A 19,289-nucleotide genomic window follows, 5' to 3' on the forward strand; every position below is an offset into this window, starting at 1 on the left:
CTCATTAGTGATTGTACTCACTTAACTCAGTGTCCAAAACTGCTGGTGCGGATCAAAGACCATGTGCGAGCTTAGTCAATCTAACCCTGTTTATTTGGTCAAGCCAATCCCTGAGCTTAAGAAAGATGTACCTAAAACTATGTATAAGTATTCGATTTTAAATCAATCTGATATTTCGGTTTCTATTCCTCTTGAAGAGTACCGACAAAGAACCGCATTGATTACGAAATCTTATGAAAAAATCAGCCAAAACTGTCGAGTTACTCTTATAGACCCTGAACCGATATTTTGTGATGATCAGCAGTGCCTAGGGGATATCAACAATCACCCAACATACGTTGATGACGATCACCTGAATGAATTTGGTGCTGGCCAACTTATTCCTCAATTTCGCGAAAAAATATGGGGTCAATCAGCTCCGTAGGAAATGCTCATTCGCCCTTATTGTTTACACGAAAGAATAAGGGCGTTTCTGTGTTTGGAGCTATTGTGTTGGTCTTAAATGATTCGTTTAGGTAGCGATGTTTAAGATAAATTTCGGTTCAAGTGAACCATTGTGCTATACTCCGCGCCCCAATCCGAATTGGCTTGTTAAATCTTAGGAAATTATTATGAGTGTTAAAAACGAACTTCAACAAATTAACAACCGTCTAGACAAGTGTCGCAACAAGTTAGCGGCTGCTAAAACTCGTAATGATCGTCCTGTTGTTCGTCAATTTGAAGATGAGATTAAGAAGCTAACCAAGAAAATCGCTCAGCTGAAACATAAAGAAAGCTACGATGTAAACCAAGAGCGTAAGTCTCTGGTTGATATGCCATTTAAGCGTGAGATTACTAAGGCTGAACAAGCGGATATGGGTAAACTTAAAAAGTCTGTTAAAGGATTAGTAATTGTTCACCCAATGACCAAGATCGGTAAAGAGCTTCGCATTGAAGTTATGACGGGTTACGCACCGAAAAAATTCTAATTACCAGTGATGGTGATGAAAGAGGAGCTAGCAATAGCTCCTTTTTGCTTTTTTAGGTATTAAAAAAGCAGAGTCAGCGGCATAGATACTCACGCCGTTTTCAACTTTTAGGAGGTGATTGTTGTCACAAATCCGTTTATCTCCTATAAAAGTTAACGTGCTACTAACATGGCACTAAGCGATCGCAGTAATGTGTTCGCTTTTCGAATCCCCACTTTCTCTCCAGTTTGTATAAATATAGGTAGAGCTGCACAAATAATTACAGATAAAACTAGACTCATTAGGGAAGATGAGAACGTAAAAAAATAGAGGTTATATGAATCAATTAATTTCAATTGGACCATTAGAATCCTTCCTAATCGCGATTAGTGTTTTGTTTCTAGGTCATTTCGTCAATGCAAAGCTTCCGATTCTCAAAAAGTACAACATTCCAGAGCCCATTGTCGGCGGCTTGATTGTCGCTTTTGCTATTACAGCCCTGCACTTTAACGGCCTTGATCTTGAGTTTTCCTTGCCCTTGCAGAACACGTTTATGTTGATGTTCTTTGCAACGGTCGGTCTTGCGGCGAACTACACACAGCTGATAAAAGGTGGTGCTAAGGTATTCCTATTCTTAGGGGTAGCGTCGGTTTACATCATTATCCAAAACGGTGTAGGCGTAACCTTAGCAACGGCACTAGGCCTTGAACCCTTGATGGGTTTGATTGCTGGCTCTATCACCCTTTCGGGTGGTCACGGCACAGGCGCGGCTTGGTCTCAAACTTTTGCAGACACGTTTGGCATTGCCAATACGCTAGAAATCGCGATGGCTTCAGCGACCTTTGGTTTGATCATCGGTGGTATTATCGGTAGCCCAGTGGCGCAAAAGCTGATTGATAAAAACCAGCTTGAATCTGAGTACGGCACTGGCACGCAAACGCATGAACGCTTCCCTGAACTTGTTACTTACAACGAGTATGAAGAAGACAAAGTGACGGCGAAGAAGGTGATTGAAGTGTTGTTCATCCTTCTTATCTGTATCACGGGTGCGAAGTACCTAGAGCAGTGGGTGGCGACTTTTGAAATTTCTTGGTTGATGATTCCTGACTTCGTTTACGCGTTGTTTATCGGTGTGTTCATCACTAACGTGTTTGAAGTGACTAAGCTGCATAAGACTGACAGCGAAACGGTCGATATTCTTGGTACGGTGTCATTGTCACTGTTCCTAGCAATGGCGCTAATGAGCCTTAAGCTTTGGAACATCTTTGACCTTGCGATTCCGTTCTTGGTTATCCTTGCGGTTCAGGCGGTTGTACTGGGTATTTTCTCTTACTTTGTGACGTTTAAAGTAATGGGTTCTAACTACGACGCAGCGGTTATGGCAGGTGGTCACTGTGGTTTCGGCCTAGGTGCAACACCAACAGCGGTAATGAACATGGGCTCTTTGGTGAACCGTTTTGGTCCATCGCCACAAGCCTTCATGGTGGTGCCAATTGTTGGTGCCTTCTTTATCGATATCGTTAACCTGATTATCCTTCAAGGTTACATCTCGTTTATCGGTTAATGTTCGATTTTGCTTAAACGCGATGAGCTCATCGCACTAAGATGAACACAAGAAAGCCAGTCTGTTGACTGGCTTTTTTATTGCTTGCTTATACTCGAGTTGCTCTAGTATAAGCATCAAATTTTCCCGAATTTGATGTGCATTTTTGTGTTGAATACAGCCGAACATATGTAATGAGTCGACTGCTTTTACACCTTTGTACTTATGATGGTGAACTGATTTGCAACTCCTTTAGTAAAGGAAATGCAGCCTTGATGTGCTCTCCCGTGACAATGAATCCAACCAACTGGTTATCTTCATTGAAGCCTTTGGCGACAATGCCTTTAGGATCGAATCGAGTTTCCCAGCTCTGAACTGTGTGAATATCGCGCCCTGCCAGCTGAATCGGGTAACTCGGTGTTTTCACCTTGGTGATCATATGAGGCAAGCTGAGCTTTGCTTCGCCCACTTTGATGTCGCCTTTATCCATAGTCAGCTGCTTCGCCAACACGTTTGCCGACAAGATTGCTGGCTGCAGATAAGCCATCACACGCCCTTCAATTTCAGCGCAATCACCAATCGCATACACATTGTTGACACTGGTTTTCAGGGTGTCATCGACCACAATGCCTCTGTTGACGTCTATTCCCGCTTGCGTGGCTAAAGCCGTATTTGGCCATAACCCTGCTGCGGCAATCACGATATCTGCTCGTATTAATCGAGAGGCGGTAGTTTGTAGCCTGACTCCATCGTGGAGGTAAGTCGCTCGAAAAATCGCAGAGTCGGTTTCGACGGTAACCCCTGCTTTTGCCAGCTCCCGTTCCAACTCAAGTGAAACGAAAGGCGGCACAAGGCTGTTCAATAGATAACTTGCGGGTTCGATAATCGTGACATCTTTGCCCGCAGCTTGAAGGTCGAATGCGAGCTCTACCCCAATCAAGCCTCCACCAATCAAAGTGATACGTTGAGCTTCATCGATCTGAGCTTTGTGTTTCTCGAACTCTTCCAAGCTATTTAACGTAATGGTCGCGTTGCGTTTAAGCCCTTCCGCTGTTGGTATGAAAGGCGTTGCGCCCGTTGCTAATACCAACTTCGAATAGTGGATGGTTTGCCCGTCAACATGAACACACTGCTGCTTGGTATCGATTTCACTGACGAAAGCCTTGGTTTTGATGACCACGTTGTACTGCTCAGCCAATTGCTGAGCGTTATTAACGGCTAACGCTTGTGGTGTTTGAGCCTGGCTGAATACGTGTGAAAGATTCGGCTTACTGTACTCAGCTCCTGCATCTGCCGTGATCATGGTAATCGCGACATCTTGGTCAATTTTACGTACCATCTTTATGGTTTGTAGGGCGGCGAAACCACCGCCCACAATCACAATGTTCGACATGTTACTTCTCCACAAACACTTCTTTACCTAAATGGCATTCAGGGCAAAGGAAATCATCTGGTACTTGTGCCCATGGTGTTCCTGGTTCAACGCCTTGGTAGGGTTCACCCAGTTGTGGGTCGTACACCCATTCACACACAGTACAGCGCCAGCAAGTGCAATCTGCGCTATGTACAGGCTTATCTTGCGCTTCTTCTGACTTCTGCTCTGCCGTGTCTTTTAGCTCTGTTGGGGTGCTTGTCGGTGCTGATTCAATACGTTGAACGTTGCGCTCAACTTGTTTAGGCTCACTAACCTCGTCCGCATCGGTGCGCCAAACCTCGGCCAGTGTCATCCCGTAATCGATACATTGACGAAGTGCGTCTGTATCTGGTTTCCAGTGGATGTGTTGAGGTGCGCTCACCTCGAAGTTGGCTTCACGTAAGCGAGCATCGATGCGTTTTACTGCGCCGCCAGTCCAACCTGAAGAACCAAATGCTGCGGCTCTTTTTCCTGCAAAGCGCAGGCCGTGTATTTCTTCAAGTAGCGCGGCGATTTGCGGCATCATCACGTTGTTCATGGTCGATGACCCAACAAGCACACCCTTTGAGCGGAAGACATTGGCAAGGATGTCATTCTTGTCGTGCTTAGAAATATTGAACACCTTGATTGCCGTTTCTGGGCTGCCTTTTCGGATACCCTTAGCGATAGCATCAGCCATCATGCGAGTGTTGTTTGACATGGTGTCGTAGACAATCGTGATACGATCTTCTTTATAGGCTTTCGACCATTCGTAATATTGCTCAATGATTTGAGTCGCGTTGTCGCGCCAAATACAGCCGTGAGAGGTTGCAATGACATCGATCGGCACGCCTAAGCTCAGCACTTCTTCAATCTTCGCTTTTACTAGAGGTGCAAACGGCGTCAGGATGTTCGAGAAGTAACGCAGACACTGTTCATGCAACTCAACTTGGTCTAGCTGGTCATTGAATAGGTTTTCGTCGCAGTAGTGTTGGCCGAAAGCGTCGTTACTAAACAGGACTTCATCACCGGTTAAGTAAGTCGCCATTGAGTCTGGCCAGTGCAGCATTTTCATCTCAACGAAGATAAGTTGCTTTCCGTTACCGACATCAAGGGTGTCACCGGTTTTGACGGTTCTGAAATTCCAGTCTGGTTGGTGGTGGTGACCAACAATGGAGGTCACTCCAGCTTCAGTACAATAAACCGGCGTGTTGGGAATTTTAGCAAGCAGCGCAGAGAGAGCGCCTGAGTGGTCTTCTTCAGCGTGCTGGCAAATGATGTAGTCGATCTCATTGATATCGATTTCCATCTCTAGGTTTGCAAGGAATTGCTCAGTAAAGCGATGATCGACAGTATCGACAAGCACTGTCTTCTCTTCACGGATCAGGTATGAGTTATAGCTCGTGCCTTTGTTCATGTGGTATTCCTTACCGTGGAAGTGCTCGGTTTCCCAGTCGTGGACGCCGACCCAATGAACATTTGATTTAACGTGAATAGTCATAATGATAATACCTTATTGAAATATCTAAGGCTCTCATTGCACTAGTCGTGCCATGTTTTTAAGTGTTTGTTTTTATGTTGTTTGTTTGGTTTTTAATCGCCATAATGTGTCTTTATGATATTGTATTTTTTGTAGTCAAAATAAACACAGTGTGTCTTTATGACTAAGTGGTTGGTAATTGGTAGTTGCTTGGATAAATAACAGATACAAAAAAGGCCAGACGAGAGTCTGGCCAAATAAGGCAGTGTGATTTAACTGTAAAGCTATTAGCTTTATTAAAATTAACTAGACCTATTAGTGCTTTGAAGCCACTAATAAATACGAGCTATTAGAGCGTAGTAACCACTTCATCAAGCGCTAGGCGCGCTTTTGGTTTGCCGTAGTTGTAGTCTTCGCCGTCTTTGTGGTAGCCGATAGCTAGCGCTACATCAACAACGTGACCTTCTAGTTCGTCAGCAAACTCTTCGCTGATCATAGCTGCATCTACACCTTCCATAGGTGTTGAAGCGATACCTAGACGAGCTAGTGTGTGCAGTGTGTTACCTAGTGCGATGTAAACTTGAGACTTAGTCCAGTTGCCGTTGAAACCTGTTTCGTCTGTGTTCATTTCTGCGAATGCGTATGCACCTAGGAATTGCTCGTACATTTCAGCTGGTAGGTGACCAGAGCTTACTTCTGTATCAGCACGCTTCGCGAATTTCTCTTTAGTGTACTTAGGATCGTGAGCAAACAGGATCGTGTGTGATGCTTCTTTCGCATGTGGTTGGTTAAACTGGAACATGTTTTCGAAAGTATTGTGGAAGCGTTGTTTTGCTGCGTCACTCTCAATGATGATGAATTTCCAAGGCTGAGAGTTGATAGAAGAAGCTGACAAGCGAAGTGCTTCTTTGATTACTTCCATGTCTTCCGCAGAGATGCGTTTTTCTGCATCGTATTTTTTAGCTGTGTAACGAGTGTTTAAATCAGTAATGATTGGATGAGTCATGTTGAATCCTAATATCTATCAATAATAAATGTTGTAGGGTTTTATGTTCAGTCACGTCAACAATAAACGGATAACGAATTTAAACGAATCTCTATAGATTGAACGTCTAAATAGTTATCGAACATGCCCCAATAAATCGAGTATCTGCGGTAGCTCAAGTCGATGGGTGTAAGATAATAGAAGAATGACTCGGGAAAAATAGCGAACATATCAAATCACTATGGTTAATAATGTCCATAATGATTCGATAAATGTGATCTTAATGGAGGTGGAATCTCTAGATTCAGTAGTTTAGTAAGCCTTGATACCATATTGGCGCAATAATGGCGGAAGTACGCTGTCTAGGTTGGGGATTTCTTCTGGCGTGATTTCGATTAAACCAAAACCATGCTCTTCATAGACTTTTCTCGTCGTTTCACGTTTATCTTCGGCGATGGGTGCAGAATCGGTTCCCCAGAACTGGATGTATACTTTGCCACTTGGTAGATAAAAATCGCTGATCACTTCTTTTGATATCGGAAGCGGACGCTCGTACGCATGAACCACTCCTGCCATATAAAGCCAGTTATCGATGATCAGCTCTCCCTTTGATCGAACATAATGCCCATCTAAGCTTCGGTGCTTCGCCTCGAATTTCTGACGAAAACTGGAGAATGACACATCGGTTGAGTGGCTTTCAGCATCATGCCCCAGGAATTCAACAACAGACTGCTTTAAACGTTTATTGCGAACCAGTGAGTCGTGCCATACCACGAATAAGTTTTGAGTCGCTTTGTCTTCCCTTTGTTCACCTCCGGCTTTTAGGCCTGTAGAGGTAACATGCCAGCCGTCTTCTTCTTTTGTTATCCAACCAAGCTCGTTGAGCAGTAAGTTGATTTTCTTTGCGCTGAGTTGAAAGGCGCTACCAAGCTGGGTGGCGGTGAGAGTTTTCCCTGAGAATGACTCCAAATCGATAAGCAGTTTCTCTGGCCAGACAATAAAGACACCAAACTTCTTGTGTTCGACATATTCCCCACCAAAGCTTTCTCCCCGCTCAGTGAGAATCCAACGCTCTTGTGAACGCACAATATAGCCCGCTGTTTTTAGATCGCTAAATAAAGCTTTAGCTTCTATGCCTTTTTGTTTAGCGAGTGCGGATGTGGAAATTTTGTCTGACATAGTCTTTTCTCAAATAGCGGAGTGATCAGCTGATGGGTGTTGGAGATATATATGATGCGATAGCGTTGGTAAATACCATATCACATCTATCAATGCTAACTGCAGTTCAGTGGTCTATGTTTTTAGTAGAAAGCCATGTCTGGTTTTGATTTTGTGGGAGGTGGGGCTTTAGTTGCATCTAAACAGCTTGCACTAAATACCTTATCGCTTGGTAACCGGATAGCTAGGCGAGATCTGCAAAATATTTATGACGGTATAGAGTTATTCCGCGTATCAAAAAGAAAAATAGCAGGCACAGAAAAGCCACATTTAAGTGGCTTTTCTACTTAAGGCAGCTTTCTATTACAAGACGCCTTTCTCATTCAAGAACTAAGAATTATAGGTCTTTAATGTTCTCAGCTTCTAACTCAGAGAAGTACTTAACTGTTTTCACTTTAAGTTCTTGAGTTGCCGGCTCGTCACAAACAATCACTGATTTAGGGTGAAGTTGCAGAGCTGATACCGTCCATAGGTGGTTAACAGAACCTTCAACCGCTGCTTCTAGAGCAAGCGCTTTGTTGTGGCCTGTTACTAGGACCATGATTTCTTCAGAATCAAGTAGAGTACCAACACCGATTGTTAGTGCGTACTTAGGAACTTGGTTGATGTCGCCATCGAAGAAACGAGAGTTCGCGATACGAGTGTCTTCAGTCAACGTTTTGATACGAGTTCGTGAAGATAGAGAAGAAGCTGGCTCGTTGAAAGCGATGTGACCGTCGTTGCCTACGCCACCCATGAATAGGTTGATTTTGCCGTAAGACTTGATTTTGTCTTCGTAACGTTTGCACTCAACTTCGTTGTTTTCCGCGTTGCCATCTAGAAGGTTAATGTTCTCTTCTTGAATGTCGATGTGGTTGAAGAAGTTAGTGTACATGAATGTACGGTATGATTCTGGGTGATCAGCAGGGATGCCAATGTACTCATCCATGTTAAATGTAACTACGTTTTTGAAGCTAACTTCACCAGCTTTATGTAGCTCGATAAGTGCTTTGTAAGTAGCTAGTGGCGTACCACCAGTTGGTAGACCAAGTACAAAAGGACGCTCTGCAGTTGGTTTAAAATCGTTAATGCGTTTAACGATGTGTGCTGCTGCCCATTTACCTACTTGTGCTGCTTGATTTAACGGGATAAGTCTCATTAATTTGCCCCTAGATATTAGAATTTATAGTGTTCTTAAACATTAATTCGCATTATAAAATAAGTTATCAACTTGCGCTATTGTTTTAGGTCAAGTTTTTGCTTTTTCGTCATATCTGTGATTATAACACTCAAAATTGCACAATTATTGTATGGATATTTGGTGAAGTTAAACAAGATTAATACGTTTGTCACATACCGAGATATTGATTTTATGCAGAGCCAAGTGTCAAAAGAAAAAGGTAGGCTGAGGAGTGATGAATTCAATTGGGATTAAGATCCATAGAACGGATTGAAATTGTGTGGCTATCACGCTATCGATATGAATTTTATATAAATATTGGTGTTTTTGTGTAGGTTAGCTACACTTGATTATGACGAAGAAGGAGCATGTTTGTTTTAAGTTCCCGTTAATCCGAGGTGAACAAAAAAAAGCTCAAAGTGATGAGGTATCACTTTGAGCAGTTTTACTAATCTTCTAACACTAACTCTCTTTCGTATTCTTCCCGAGAAACTTCGCTGCGTTTGCAGCCGTTTAGGGTATGAAAGCGACGGCGTCCACGAGCCAGTTGAATGTACTTCAACCAAACACGCTCTAACTTGGACTTCGCCTTATGAGGGTGAGACAACACTTTGATGAAGTGTTTTTCTTCTGAGTTGCTTGGCGAAAGTTCGCCAGTCTCAAGTGCAAACATGGTGTCACCAAACAAGGTTAGGATTTCCTCTTCTGAAAGAGTAAAATCACCCGACTTAGCAAACCCTCGTGGGAATTTAATGGTGTCATAAAAACGTTTTTTTCCGTGTCGGAATTCGGTCTCAGACATATCAGCCTCAGTAATGTGGTTAGATAGAAATTAGTGTTTATTGCTCACGCGAAAATATTGTTAAAAGGCTAAAATAGGAAGCAAAACGTTTTTGCCTTTACGATAAACAATCCTAGATCGGCTAGTTAGCAGATTTATTACAGAGATGTATTTTTGATGGATGTGAAAGTATTTAGAACCTTTCTTGAGGTTGCAAGGGTGCGACATTTTGGGCGCGCAGCTGAAAACTTGTATTTAACACAAGCGGCAGTAAGTGCACGGATCAAACAGCTTGAAGGCTACTTTGATACTCAGCTCTTCATTCGTGACCGCAATAACATCAAGCTGACCTCTTCTGGTGAGCGTTTGATTGGTTATGCTGAAGTGATGGTATCCACCTTACAACAAGCCAAATTTGAGCTGTCGTTAGAAAGTGGAAAAGCGTTGCAGTTAACACTGGGTGGCACACCGAATATCTGGGATGCGTATCTACAAAACTGCTTAAGTGTGGTGACCGACTCTTTCGGTGGCTACGGCTTTATGGCCGAGGTGATGGGGCGCGAGCAACTGAACCGTAATTTGTTAGAACGAACCTTAGATATGGCTTTCGCTTTTGATCAGATCAAAGCGGAAGAGCTGAACTGTAAAAAAGTCGCTGATTTGGTTTTGGTGTTGGTATCAACACAACAAGATGATCTGGAATCTGTATTCCAACATAAATACGTTTATGTCGATTGGGGAACGCGTTTCGGTTCTGAACATGCCGAGCGTCACCCTAAAGTTCCAGCACCGTATCTACGTACCTCTACAGCACGTATTGCGCTCGATTTTATTTTAGAGAAAGGTGGCAGTGCGTATTTACCTGTTTCTATGGTTGAACCTTTTATCGAGTCGGGTCAATTGCACAAGGTCAAAGGGGTTGAAGACTGGTATCGCCCAATTTACCTGAGCTACCGTAAAAGCAGTACTTCGGTTGATGCTATTATTCAGGTTGAGAAGTTGGTTAATGAAATTGACCCTTCGACTGCCTACACGTTGCAACAAGCCGCTGAACAAACACCAGAGTAACAGCTGTTTCTGTAACCAATATGCTTTGTTGATTAAATAAAAATGGCTCCTAACTAGTTATATAGTTGGGAGCCATTTTTGTTTTTAAACCAGAAATGTACTTCTTTTCGGAACTAGAGATCGTTTCTAATTCCATAAATATCGTTTAAGCCTGGTATGTGTAGCCTTTTTTAAAGGCCTATAGGTTCATTAGATTCTCGATAGACTCTTCAAGAGAGTGTGACATGTAAGAATGGATTTGATTGCCATCCGTTGCGTCAATCTCAATCTTAGAAATCCCCTTATCCGCTTCGTCTTCAAGAAAGCTGAGAGACTGCTCGACTGATTGACTGGTGAGAACCTGTTGGTTTGATAAAACAATACGACACGTGTGAAGAACCATAGCCTTTTCCTTTTTATATTCGACAGATCTCTGCATCTTAGTGTGCTAAGTACCTATCGTTGACGTTGTGAGAAGAGTTTCTTCTCAAGGTTAAATTTAGTCGAATTGCGTAAAAAGAAAACCCTTTTTTGTGATTTATCTAACCTTCAGTTCCGAAAGTGGCTAGCGACAATGACAGTTCACGGTAAACTTTTAGGTATCGGAGTAAAAATTATGGCAAATGGGAAGAGCACAGCATGTCGAGAAGTATTCATCACAACAGTACGTTAACGAGTGAGCAGTGTCATTTAGCTCGATACGCGCGAGATGCTCGCTTTGATGGGATGTTTTTTACGGCGGTAAAAACAACCGGAATTTTTTGTCGTCCGATTTGCCCAGCAAGCCCGCCCAAAGAAGAAAATGTCGAGTATTTTTCTCATCAAGCTCAAGCCTTGAAGGCTGGGTATCGCCCATGCTTACGTTGCCGGCCAGACAGCGCGCCTTTTTCTCCGGCTTGGAAAGGTGTTGAAACGACTTTCTTGCGTGCTTTACAGTTGATTGAACATGGTGCGCTGAACTCAGGGTCAATCGTCGACCTTGCCACTCGATTAGGTATTTCAGACCGCTATTTACGAACCTTATTCGATAATTACATCGGCGTATCACCAAAGCAATATAGCCTTTATAGCCAATTGATGTTTGCCAAGCAGTTACTTCACACCAGTAGCATGAGCATTACCGATGTCGGCTTTGCGAGTGGCTTTAATAGCACGCGCCGCTTCAATGATGCCTTTCAAAAAGAGCTGCAGCTCTCGCCAAGTCAAATCCGAAGAGCTAAGCCAAGTAACAATCTAAGTAATCATATCCAACTCAGTTTCCATGGCCCGTTGGACTGGGATCATTTGCTGGGCTTTTATCGACGACGAATGATCGAAGGCTTAGAAGAGGTGGGCGACGGTTATTACCAACGCACAGTGAACGTGAACGGCTCGAAGGGCTGGTTCAAGGCCACTTTAGCCAAAGAGAGCAGCTTGGATATTGAGTTTGAGTTGGATGATATGAGCCAATTAAGAAGTTTGATCGCCAATATTCGACGTATGTTCGACCTTGATGTTGATATCAGCAAAGTTGAAGATTTCTTTAGCACCATTGATCCCAACTTGGTGGCTAAGAGTGGTATTCGTATCCCTGGTGTGTGGAGTGCTTGGGAAGCCGGAGTAAGAGCGATTCTCGGGCAGCAAGTCTCGGTAACAGCGGCCATTGGTCAGCTTAACTTGTTGGTGCGAGAGCTCTCTGGTTCATATCAGGTTTCTGATTTACAAGAGCAAGCTAATTCACAAGATTGCTCTGACTTACAACAAATAGCTGATGCATCAGAGAAAGCGTATTTCCCTACACCTAAACAAATAGCTGATGCTGATGTGAGCTTTCTAAGAATGCCTGGAAGTCGTAAGGAAACCTTAAAGCGTTTTGCCCAATACATGGTCGATAACGAAGCTGAGCATCCTTCTAAGTGGATTGATCTCAAAGGTATTGGTCCTTGGACGATTCAATATGCGCTGCTGCGCGGGCTCAGTGAACCTAACCACTTGCTAGTAGGCGATTTGGTGGTGAAGAAATTCATCGAGCATCGCCCTACCATTAATACAGAGAGTGTTTCGCCTTGGGGAAGTTACGCCACGTTCCATTGTTGGAATCAGTCTTAAACGATGTTTCAAGTGGAATAGAGATACCTCTCTGATATAGAAGCAATGAATAAACATCGGAATTACCAAGCTAGGAGAGATTATGACTAACCGTTTTACTTACTACGAGAGCCCTCTGGGCACCGTGACTTTACAGGCGAGCGATGAGGGGCTGTTAGGCCTTTGGTTTGAAACTCACACTACCAAGCCTGAACAGTTAGGTGTTCAAGATGATAGATTTCCGATCTTTGCGTTGGCTATCAAACAGCTCAATCGTTATTTTGCTGGTGAAGCTATCCAGTTTTCTGTGCCTATCGCAGCCAAGGGCACTCCGTTTCAGCAGTCGGTTTGGCAAGCGCTGATGACCATTCCTTATGGAGAAACATGGAGCTATGCTCAATTAGCTGATGCGATTGGTAACCCAAAAGCGGTGCGTGCAGTGGGTTTGGCGAATGGCAAAAATCCGGTGTCTGTGATTGTGCCGTGTCATCGTGTGATAGGTAAAAATGGAAAGCTGACGGGTTATGCGGGTGGCGTAGAACGTAAACAACGCTTGTTAGTAATTGAGGGAAGAAAACAAACTTAGAAAGCTACTTAGCTAGCGACTTGAAACTCTGTTCTGTCGGTTAAGGTTGAAGGTTTGTACGACTGAGGAGGAATATTAAGAGGCCTCAAGCGTGACTCTGCAATAAAAACGTGACTTTGCAATAAATTCGCCACTTTCTGGAAAATAATGATTTGGTTGCATATTATTTAGCCATGTTTTTTAGGCAAGGATGCCCAAATGAATAACCATCATTTTCTGATAATAGCTTTCACTAGTGTGTTATTGCTGACCGGTTGTTTAACTGATACTAGTCGCCCCTTTGAAGTACCGCAGCTTGTTTTGTTCAAAGGGATGTATGAGAACGCGGACGATAACAGCTATCTACTTTTTGAGTCAGGACAAATGACCTATCAAACAATCGGTAACACGGTCACTAGAACTTATCGTATTGAAAATGATTTGATTAACATCGAGTTGAATTCAGGAAATAGCCGAGTGGATTCTGGGCTGATGATGCGTATTCAACAAGAAGGAGCAGTGTTAACCTGCAACCAGTGTCCAGCAGTGCAGTTAAGCAACGTCTGGACACGTGTTGAAAAGCCTTTAGTTGATTCCCCTTTAGACTAGAACATATCACCGTTCAGCCATAGGTGAGCGGCGATACTGACCCCATAACCAATCATGATTACTGGCATCCATTTTAAGTGGCCAAAAAAAGTGTACTTACCATGTGCAGCCCCCATTAATGCCACACCAGCGGCACTACCAATAGACAATAAGCTGCCGCCAACGCCCGCGGTTAGGGTGATCAGTAGCCAGTTGCCCATCGACATTTGGGGTTCCATGGATAACACGGCAAACATCACCGGAATGTTATCGACAATAGCCGATAAGATCCCCACCATGACGTTGGCCCAAATTGGATCCCACTGGCTATACATCACGCCCGAAGCTAATTCCAAGTAACCAAGTAGACTCAAGCCACCGACACACATTACCACGCCGTAGAAGAACAAAAGCGTGTCCCATTCGGCATGAGACACTCTTCGAAATACATCGAACGGCACAACAGAACCGAGTCGCTTCAGGGCGCCTTCATCGTTATTGGCGATCGCCACCGCTTTTTTCTTCGCGAGTGAGTTGGGTAAAGTCTTACGTAAGTAATAACCAAAGAACTGCAGATAGGCGAGTCCCATCATCATGCCCATTACTGGAGGGAAGTGGAGTACGGCATGGAAAGCAACCGCGGTCACTATTGTCATGATGAACAAGAATACGATGCGCCTCGCACCACGTTTTAATTCAACGTGTTGATGGACTGTGTCGGGTTGAGTGGTAGGTACAAAGTAAGACATGATCAACGCAGGGACGAGGTAATTCATCACCGAAGGAATAAACAAAGGAATAAACTCACTAAAACTCACATAACCAGCCTGCCACACCATGAGCGTTGTGATGTCTCCGAATGGACTGAATGCGCCGCCAGCATTGGCGGCTATCACGATATTCACGCAGGCTAGGTTGACGAATTTAGGGTTAGAACCTGCCACTTTAAGAACCACAGCGCACATCAATAGAGCTGTCGTGAGGTTGTCGGCGATAGGTGAGATAAAGAAGGCCAGAATACCGGTTATCCAGAACAAAGAGCGAAAGTTAAAGCCTTTGCCTACCATCCACGCTTGCAGCGCATCAAACAGTCTCCTCTCTTCCATGGCGCTAATGTATGTCATGGCGACGAGTAGAAAGAGTAATAGCTCGGCATATTCCAGCAGGTTGTGTTCGAGCGCTTGTTTGGCGACTTCAACAAGGTTGTGTTCTTGGTAAGTGAAACCAATGATTATCCAGATCAGGCCTGCAGCAAGCAAAACGGGTTTGGACTTTCGGAGCTTTAGGTATTCTTCCATCATCACCACGATGTAGGCGACAACGAAAATGGTCAGCGACAAGTAGCCAGCGAACGAGCTAGTTAGCTTGAGCGGTTCTCCTAACTGAGAAGTGGCAGCGCCTGCTACCGTGGAAAAAAATAACAAAGAGAGAACAGCAGAAAGCTGGATACCTAACATGGATTACGCTCCGAAGTTAATAAGTTATTAACACGGGTAAAAGCGTAGACCTAAATAACCATGTGCAGTGTGATAGATATCTTAATAATTCAATAGATTATATAGAAAACAGTAGATTGGGTGAAAACGTGAGATCACGATGAAAGATTTCTTTGAGCTTTCTATTCGAAGCCTGATTATTGTGGCGATTATGTGCGTTTTTGGTTGCGGTGTTGAAGCTAGGTTTGTTTAGTTTTGTATGAGAAATATTCTAATTTTTTTAGCGTATACCTCTACTTTAAAATTTGAATCACAGTTTTATATGTTGCTTTGGTTCTTCTATTTAAACCGATGCACTATTTGATTTTGGTCATTAACCTTTTGCTCATTAGTTTGCACTATCCATACGTGTTCTGTTCCACATAAACGAGATGTATAGAGGTCCTTATGACTAATCCAACCAAAACCGATCGTAAAGTCACGATCGGCAGCTATATCGCACTCGCGTTCGCGATTGTGTTCTTTTCAGGCTTAATGCAGTCCAATGAATGGTATGGAGTGCTCGATTTTACGACGCTCAACGGTTCATTTGGTAAGGTCGCTTACGATGTGAGTGAGTCGGCTGATGGTATCCAAGCGGCAACGACGTCACTGCGTGGTAAAGGCGGTAGTGGTGCGCGCGACGGTTTCATTTTTGCATTGACACTTATTCCGACCGTGATGTTTGCATTGGGCATGATTAACGTACTTGAGCACTACGGTGCACTGGACGCGGCTCGTAAACTACTAACTCCACTACTTCGTCCTTTAATGGGCATTCCAGGTAACTCAGGCTTGGCACTGATTGCTTCTCTGCAAAGTACCGATGCGGGTGCTGCGATGACACGTCAGCTCAAAGATGAAGGGCATTTGACTAAGCGTGAAACCGATGTGTTCACCATGTTCCAGTTTACTGCGGGTGCGGCGATCGTTAACTTTTTCTCTTCAGGTGCGGTGTTGTTCACTCTAACGGCGATGGATGGTTCTTTGGCAGTGACATCGTCAATAGGTCTTGCTGTTGCGGTGATGTTTATCTTCAAGTTTGTTGGTGCGAACTTATTCCGCCTTTACCTCAATATTACTGAAGGTAAAGAAGACAAAACAAAATCAGACAAAGAACAAAAACTGGAAGAGGAAGTAGCATAATGAGCGAAGTTAAAGCAAAGAAACCAATGGTTACTGATATTTTCGTTGAAGGTGCTAAGAAAGGCTGGGTTATTGCTACAACCTCTACAGTACCTAATGTTCTGATGGCGTTTGTGATTATTAAGGCGTTGCAGATTACTGGTGCACTGGATCTGATGGGTAGTGTGTTTGCACCTATCATGGCGGTATTTGGTTTACCGGGCGAAGCGGCAGCAGTATTGATTGGCGCGTGGATGTCGATGGGTGGTGCAGTCGGTGTGGTTATCACGCTGTTTGACCAAGGCATTCTGAACGGCAACCATATTGCTATTTTGGCGCCAGCTATCTACTTGATGGGTTCTCAGGTGCAATATATGGGACGCATCATGGGACCAATTGGTACTGAAGGTCGTTATATCCCTGTGATGATCGCGATTTCAGTATTGAATGCGTTTGGTGCTATGTTTTTGATGAACATTATTTTGTAACGTGGCTTTGAACGGTTAGCTACTATTTGAACGATCAGTTACTAATAGCTTTTCGACGTTGAAAAAAGAAACCCCGTTTGGTTTTCACCAAACGGGGTTTATTCTTTTTCGTAGCCATCCTGCTACTGACGTTGTTACTTATTTTTTAATAAGGTCACGTATGCTCCTTGCATCGTTCCTTGATTTGGCTAAATCCTTTAACCTATCCAATCCATCGCCTTCCTAGCGGTGTCCATGCTAACTCATCATCCTGACAAGTGACTCTATCCTAGAGTAAAACTTCCTTGCTGATCACTCATCCTAAGCCATCAAATCTTCATCCTGAAGATACCTAATCCGTTAGGCTTTTCCTGTTCCTGCCAACTCCCTGTCGACATGAGTATTAAACACTTTGGAGGCTTTATTCGCAATTAGCCTTAGGAAATAAATATCCTCGTTAACTAAAATAAATATGCGTGGATTCATATAAAACAAGGGGTTGGGTTTGTAATTTTACTTTTTTCTGCGAAGCTTGACTGTGATCTCTTACGTTCGGTGTGAGAGATCTCTTACAAATTTTCGGGCGCGAATATCATTCGTTGTCGAACTCATCCGTCGATAGGTGAGCGAAATACGCTCAACAAACTCAAAGTAATAGGAAAATATAATGGTTACAGCACTTTACGCAGCCTTGCTGACGGTCGTAATGATTTGGTTGGCGATAGAAGTCATTAAGCAAAGACGAATCAATCTGGTTGCTCATGCAGATGGCGGTGTTGAGTCGCTACAGATAGCACGTTCCGCACAAAGTAATGCAATGGATTACATCCCAATTACGGTTATTTTGATGGGCTTTTTGGAGATGAATGGTGCCAGTGTGTGGCTTATTCATGCCATTGGTGTTGCATTTATTCTGGGGCGTGTGATTCATGCAAAAGGTATTCTGGCAAAAAACTTAAAGGGTAGAAAAGTGGGCATGGTGTTGACGCTTATCTGCATGATCTCTTTGATTGTCCTAAACTTAGCTTACCTACCTTTTGATAAAATGTTCTAGGGAGCATTATGGCATTGCGCCTTCCTCCTGCTTGGGCGATTGTCCTTGCAGGTCTCATACTGAACGTCATGGCTATTGTCATGTCGAGCTTGGTGCTCGACAAAATTGAAGCGGAAAAATCGGAATACAACGATCGTAAATACGGCAATGTGTACTCAATACAACTGGCCTGGAATACGATCGAAACCTTAGAGCGCAAGCGTGAAGCCATTCTGATCCACCTAGATAAACCCTCAACAGAAACCGCTCAACCTGCCACCATCCTCGATGAAGCGCTGCGCGGCCAACTCCGGAGTTGGGTGAGTGAGGAGGTGCCAGCCATCTCGTTGGCTAATTTACCCAAGCTTATGATGCTGATAAACAGTGCTCAAGAAGCCCAACGAGCACGAATTGATGACTACTATTTGGATAATCTGACCTTGGTTGAATTAATCCAAAGGCTCGATGAAAAAATGGCTTTCTACAAGAATATCGCCCTGTTTCTTCAGGTGTTTGGTTTAGCACTTATCTTAGCTCGCGACCTCGCTAGAAGGCCTTAGTATTTATCTATTTACTTACTTACTTATTTACTTCGCCACCTAGTTATCTACCCATCGACTGGTATCGCTAGCGAGATTCACTTGGCAGGTTAGGGTGCTGCTGGCCTTGGTACTTCTGTAATTGTTCTTTTAGTCCTTTAAACGTGCTCAGTGCACTATCAATCGATAATTTGTTCATTAACCAATTTGGCAGGATGCCACCTGCGTTCGCGTAAGCGGTATAGGTGATATAGGTATTACCATTTGTCAGCGGTTGCAGGGTCCATAAGGCATCTACATCATAAATTCGAATGTACCCCGACTCTTTCGTCAAATAATCAGACGCATCCTTGATCGACAAGACAAACTGCCCATCCTCGATGCTGTATTTTGAGTAGGTCACCATATCGCGATCTCTGGCAGGCCAAGGCGCTTTGAACTGGGTATAGACGATATTTTCATCCTCAGATATCTGCATCAAAACACGACTTTCCGATACGTTATCTATCCAGTTTGGCACGTTCGCGCTGTCTTCCAATAACAGCAAAAAACCAGAATAAGTGGTGGGCGTTTGCATTTGTGCTCGTATTTCTACCAAGCCTTCAGTGTGAGGTCTCTTATCAATGATGATGCCATCTTCACTTTTTACGAACTGCCATGGAGCAGCGTAAGTCAGTGTTGATAAAGCATAGAGTCCGATTGCTAAAATCCTAAGTAATATCATTATTCTTCCATGAAAAGAAAAGCTTATCTTTAGGAGTATAGAATAAAAATGGTTTTGATTCGTGCTGAAATCGCACTGATTTATCTCTGATTTGAGCGTTACATCGCTGTTATCTTGGTGTTATCAATAATTGGCTGCTTATTTGTATTTGAG

At 43.6% G+C, this 19,289-nt stretch carries 21 protein-coding genes; 12 read left to right on the forward strand and 9 right to left on the reverse strand.

All coding sequences use genetic code 11. From position 1 onward, the window contains the following. The first annotated feature begins 61 nt into the window (after positions 1 to 61). The 3 genes from ACED28_RS12565 to gltS all read left to right on the forward strand — a co-directional run bounded on the left by ACED28_RS12565 (position 62) and on the right by gltS (position 2,511). Positions 62 to 424, forward strand: a complete 363-nt coding sequence (locus ACED28_RS12565; RefSeq protein WP_371709972.1) for an SGNH hydrolase domain-containing protein — start codon at positions 62 to 64, stop codon at positions 422 to 424. 187 nt (positions 425 to 611) lie between these two features. Then, positions 612 to 968, forward strand: coding sequence for a YibL family ribosome-associated protein (locus ACED28_RS12570; protein ID WP_009846095.1), 357 nt, complete (start codon positions 612 to 614; stop codon positions 966 to 968). Positions 969 to 1,284: 316 nt separating this feature from the next. Then, entirely contained in the window at positions 1,285 to 2,511 is a 1,227-nt protein-coding gene (gene gltS, locus ACED28_RS12575; protein ID WP_017060972.1) for a sodium/glutamate symporter, read from the forward strand. A gap of 202 nt (positions 2,512 to 2,713) precedes the next feature. Here gltS and norW read toward each other — a convergent pair whose 3' ends face one another. The 4 genes from norW to ACED28_RS12595 all read right to left on the reverse strand — a co-directional run bounded on the left by norW (position 2,714) and on the right by ACED28_RS12595 (position 7,527). Then, positions 2,714 to 3,883, reverse strand: coding sequence for an NADH:flavorubredoxin reductase NorW (gene norW, locus ACED28_RS12580; RefSeq protein ID WP_371709973.1), 1,170 nt, complete (start codon positions 3,881 to 3,883; stop codon positions 2,714 to 2,716). A 1-nt stretch (position 3,884) separates the two neighbouring features. Beyond that, complete coding sequence (norV, locus tag ACED28_RS12585) at positions 3,885 to 5,384, reverse strand: anaerobic nitric oxide reductase flavorubredoxin (RefSeq protein WP_059018002.1); 1,500 nt, start codon at positions 5,382 to 5,384, stop codon at positions 3,885 to 3,887. A gap of 328 nt (positions 5,385 to 5,712) precedes the next feature. Then, the gene (locus ACED28_RS12590) at positions 5,713 to 6,369 is read right to left on the reverse strand and encodes an NAD(P)H-dependent oxidoreductase (protein WP_017061511.1); all 657 of its coding nucleotides are present in this window, start codon (positions 6,367 to 6,369) and stop codon (positions 5,713 to 5,715) included. Between the two features lie 291 nt (positions 6,370 to 6,660). Beyond that, the gene (locus ACED28_RS12595; protein WP_371709974.1) at positions 6,661 to 7,527 is read right to left on the reverse strand and encodes a glycerol kinase; all 867 of its coding nucleotides are present in this window, start codon (positions 7,525 to 7,527) and stop codon (positions 6,661 to 6,663) included. A gap of 135 nt (positions 7,528 to 7,662) precedes the next feature. On the opposite strand from ACED28_RS12595, the gene ACED28_RS12600 reads away from it, so the two are divergent. Then, entirely contained in the window at positions 7,663 to 7,857 is a 195-nt protein-coding gene (locus ACED28_RS12600; RefSeq protein ID WP_371709975.1) for a hypothetical protein, read from the forward strand. Between the two features lie 46 nt (positions 7,858 to 7,903). On the opposite strand, the gene nagB is transcribed toward ACED28_RS12600, so the two are convergent. Both nagB and ACED28_RS12610 read right to left on the reverse strand, forming a co-directional pair. Continuing rightward, positions 7,904 to 8,704 carry a glucosamine-6-phosphate deaminase gene (gene nagB, locus ACED28_RS12605; protein ID WP_012601215.1) on the reverse strand — a complete coding sequence of 267 codons (801 nt, stop codon included), beginning with the start codon at positions 8,702 to 8,704 and terminating at the stop codon, positions 7,904 to 7,906. Positions 8,705 to 9,173: 469 nt separating this feature from the next. Next, a complete protein-coding gene (locus ACED28_RS12610; protein WP_012601214.1) occupies positions 9,174 to 9,527 on the reverse strand; it encodes a DUF413 domain-containing protein in 354 nt (117 codons plus the stop codon). 156 nt (positions 9,528 to 9,683) lie between these two features. On the opposite strand from ACED28_RS12610, the gene ACED28_RS12615 reads away from it, so the two are divergent. Beyond that, positions 9,684 to 10,574 (forward strand): LysR family transcriptional regulator, encoded by an 891-nt coding sequence (locus ACED28_RS12615; RefSeq protein WP_029225450.1) that lies wholly within the window; start codon positions 9,684 to 9,686, stop codon positions 10,572 to 10,574. Positions 10,575 to 10,752: 178 nt separating this feature from the next. Here the strand turns inward: ACED28_RS12615 and ACED28_RS12620 are convergent, their stop codons facing one another. Then, entirely contained in the window at positions 10,753 to 10,956 is a 204-nt protein-coding gene (locus ACED28_RS12620) for a hypothetical protein (RefSeq protein WP_012601212.1), read from the reverse strand. 236 nt (positions 10,957 to 11,192) lie between these two features. Here ACED28_RS12620 and ACED28_RS12625 point away from each other — a divergent pair, with 236 nt between their 5' ends. The 3 genes from ACED28_RS12625 to ACED28_RS12635 all read left to right on the forward strand — a co-directional run bounded on the left by ACED28_RS12625 (position 11,193) and on the right by ACED28_RS12635 (position 13,794). Next, complete coding sequence (locus tag ACED28_RS12625) at positions 11,193 to 12,641, forward strand: AlkA N-terminal domain-containing protein (RefSeq protein ID WP_371709976.1); 1,449 nt, start codon at positions 11,193 to 11,195, stop codon at positions 12,639 to 12,641. A gap of 82 nt (positions 12,642 to 12,723) precedes the next feature. Beyond that, positions 12,724 to 13,206, forward strand: a complete 483-nt coding sequence (locus ACED28_RS12630) for a methylated-DNA--[protein]-cysteine S-methyltransferase (RefSeq protein ID WP_371709977.1) — start codon at positions 12,724 to 12,726, stop codon at positions 13,204 to 13,206. Positions 13,207 to 13,404: 198 nt separating this feature from the next. Beyond that, positions 13,405 to 13,794, forward strand: coding sequence for a hypothetical protein (locus tag ACED28_RS12635; protein WP_102248811.1), 390 nt, complete (start codon positions 13,405 to 13,407; stop codon positions 13,792 to 13,794). Here ACED28_RS12635 and nhaD read toward each other — a convergent pair. Continuing rightward, the gene (gene nhaD, locus ACED28_RS12640) at positions 13,791 to 15,230 is read right to left on the reverse strand and encodes a sodium:proton antiporter NhaD (protein ID WP_371709978.1); all 1,440 of its coding nucleotides are present in this window, start codon (positions 15,228 to 15,230) and stop codon (positions 13,791 to 13,793) included. The two genes, ACED28_RS12635 and nhaD, sit on opposite strands and share 4 nt — an antisense overlap. Before the next feature lie 426 nt (positions 15,231 to 15,656). On the opposite strand from nhaD, the gene ACED28_RS12645 reads away from it, so the two are divergent. From ACED28_RS12645 to ACED28_RS12660, 4 genes are all read left to right on the forward strand, one after another. Next, entirely contained in the window at positions 15,657 to 16,394 is a 738-nt protein-coding gene (locus ACED28_RS12645; protein WP_009846112.1) for a nucleoside recognition domain-containing protein, read from the forward strand. Continuing rightward, on the forward strand, positions 16,394 to 16,861 hold the full coding sequence (locus ACED28_RS12650) for a YjiG family protein (RefSeq protein WP_004737023.1): 468 nt from the start codon (positions 16,394 to 16,396) through the stop codon (positions 16,859 to 16,861). Before ACED28_RS12645 ends, ACED28_RS12650 begins: the two co-directional genes overlap by 1 nt. 646 nt (positions 16,862 to 17,507) lie before the next feature. Next, positions 17,508 to 17,894 (forward strand): MAPEG family protein, encoded by a 387-nt coding sequence (locus ACED28_RS12655; RefSeq protein ID WP_009846114.1) that lies wholly within the window; start codon positions 17,508 to 17,510, stop codon positions 17,892 to 17,894. 8 nt (positions 17,895 to 17,902) lie between these two features. Further along, positions 17,903 to 18,433, forward strand: coding sequence for a hypothetical protein (locus ACED28_RS12660; RefSeq protein WP_009846115.1), 531 nt, complete (start codon positions 17,903 to 17,905; stop codon positions 18,431 to 18,433). 67 nt (positions 18,434 to 18,500) lie between these two features. On the opposite strand, the gene ACED28_RS12665 is transcribed toward ACED28_RS12660, so the two are convergent. Next, a complete protein-coding gene (locus ACED28_RS12665) occupies positions 18,501 to 19,136 on the reverse strand; it encodes an START domain-containing protein (RefSeq protein WP_371709979.1) in 636 nt (211 codons plus the stop codon). Between the last annotated feature and the right edge of the window lie 153 nt (positions 19,137 to 19,289).

Source organism: Vibrio sp. 1F253 (assembly GCF_041439295.1).
In the GTDB taxonomy this organism is placed as follows: Bacteria; Pseudomonadota; Gammaproteobacteria; order Enterobacterales; family Vibrionaceae; genus Vibrio; species Vibrio tasmaniensis_A.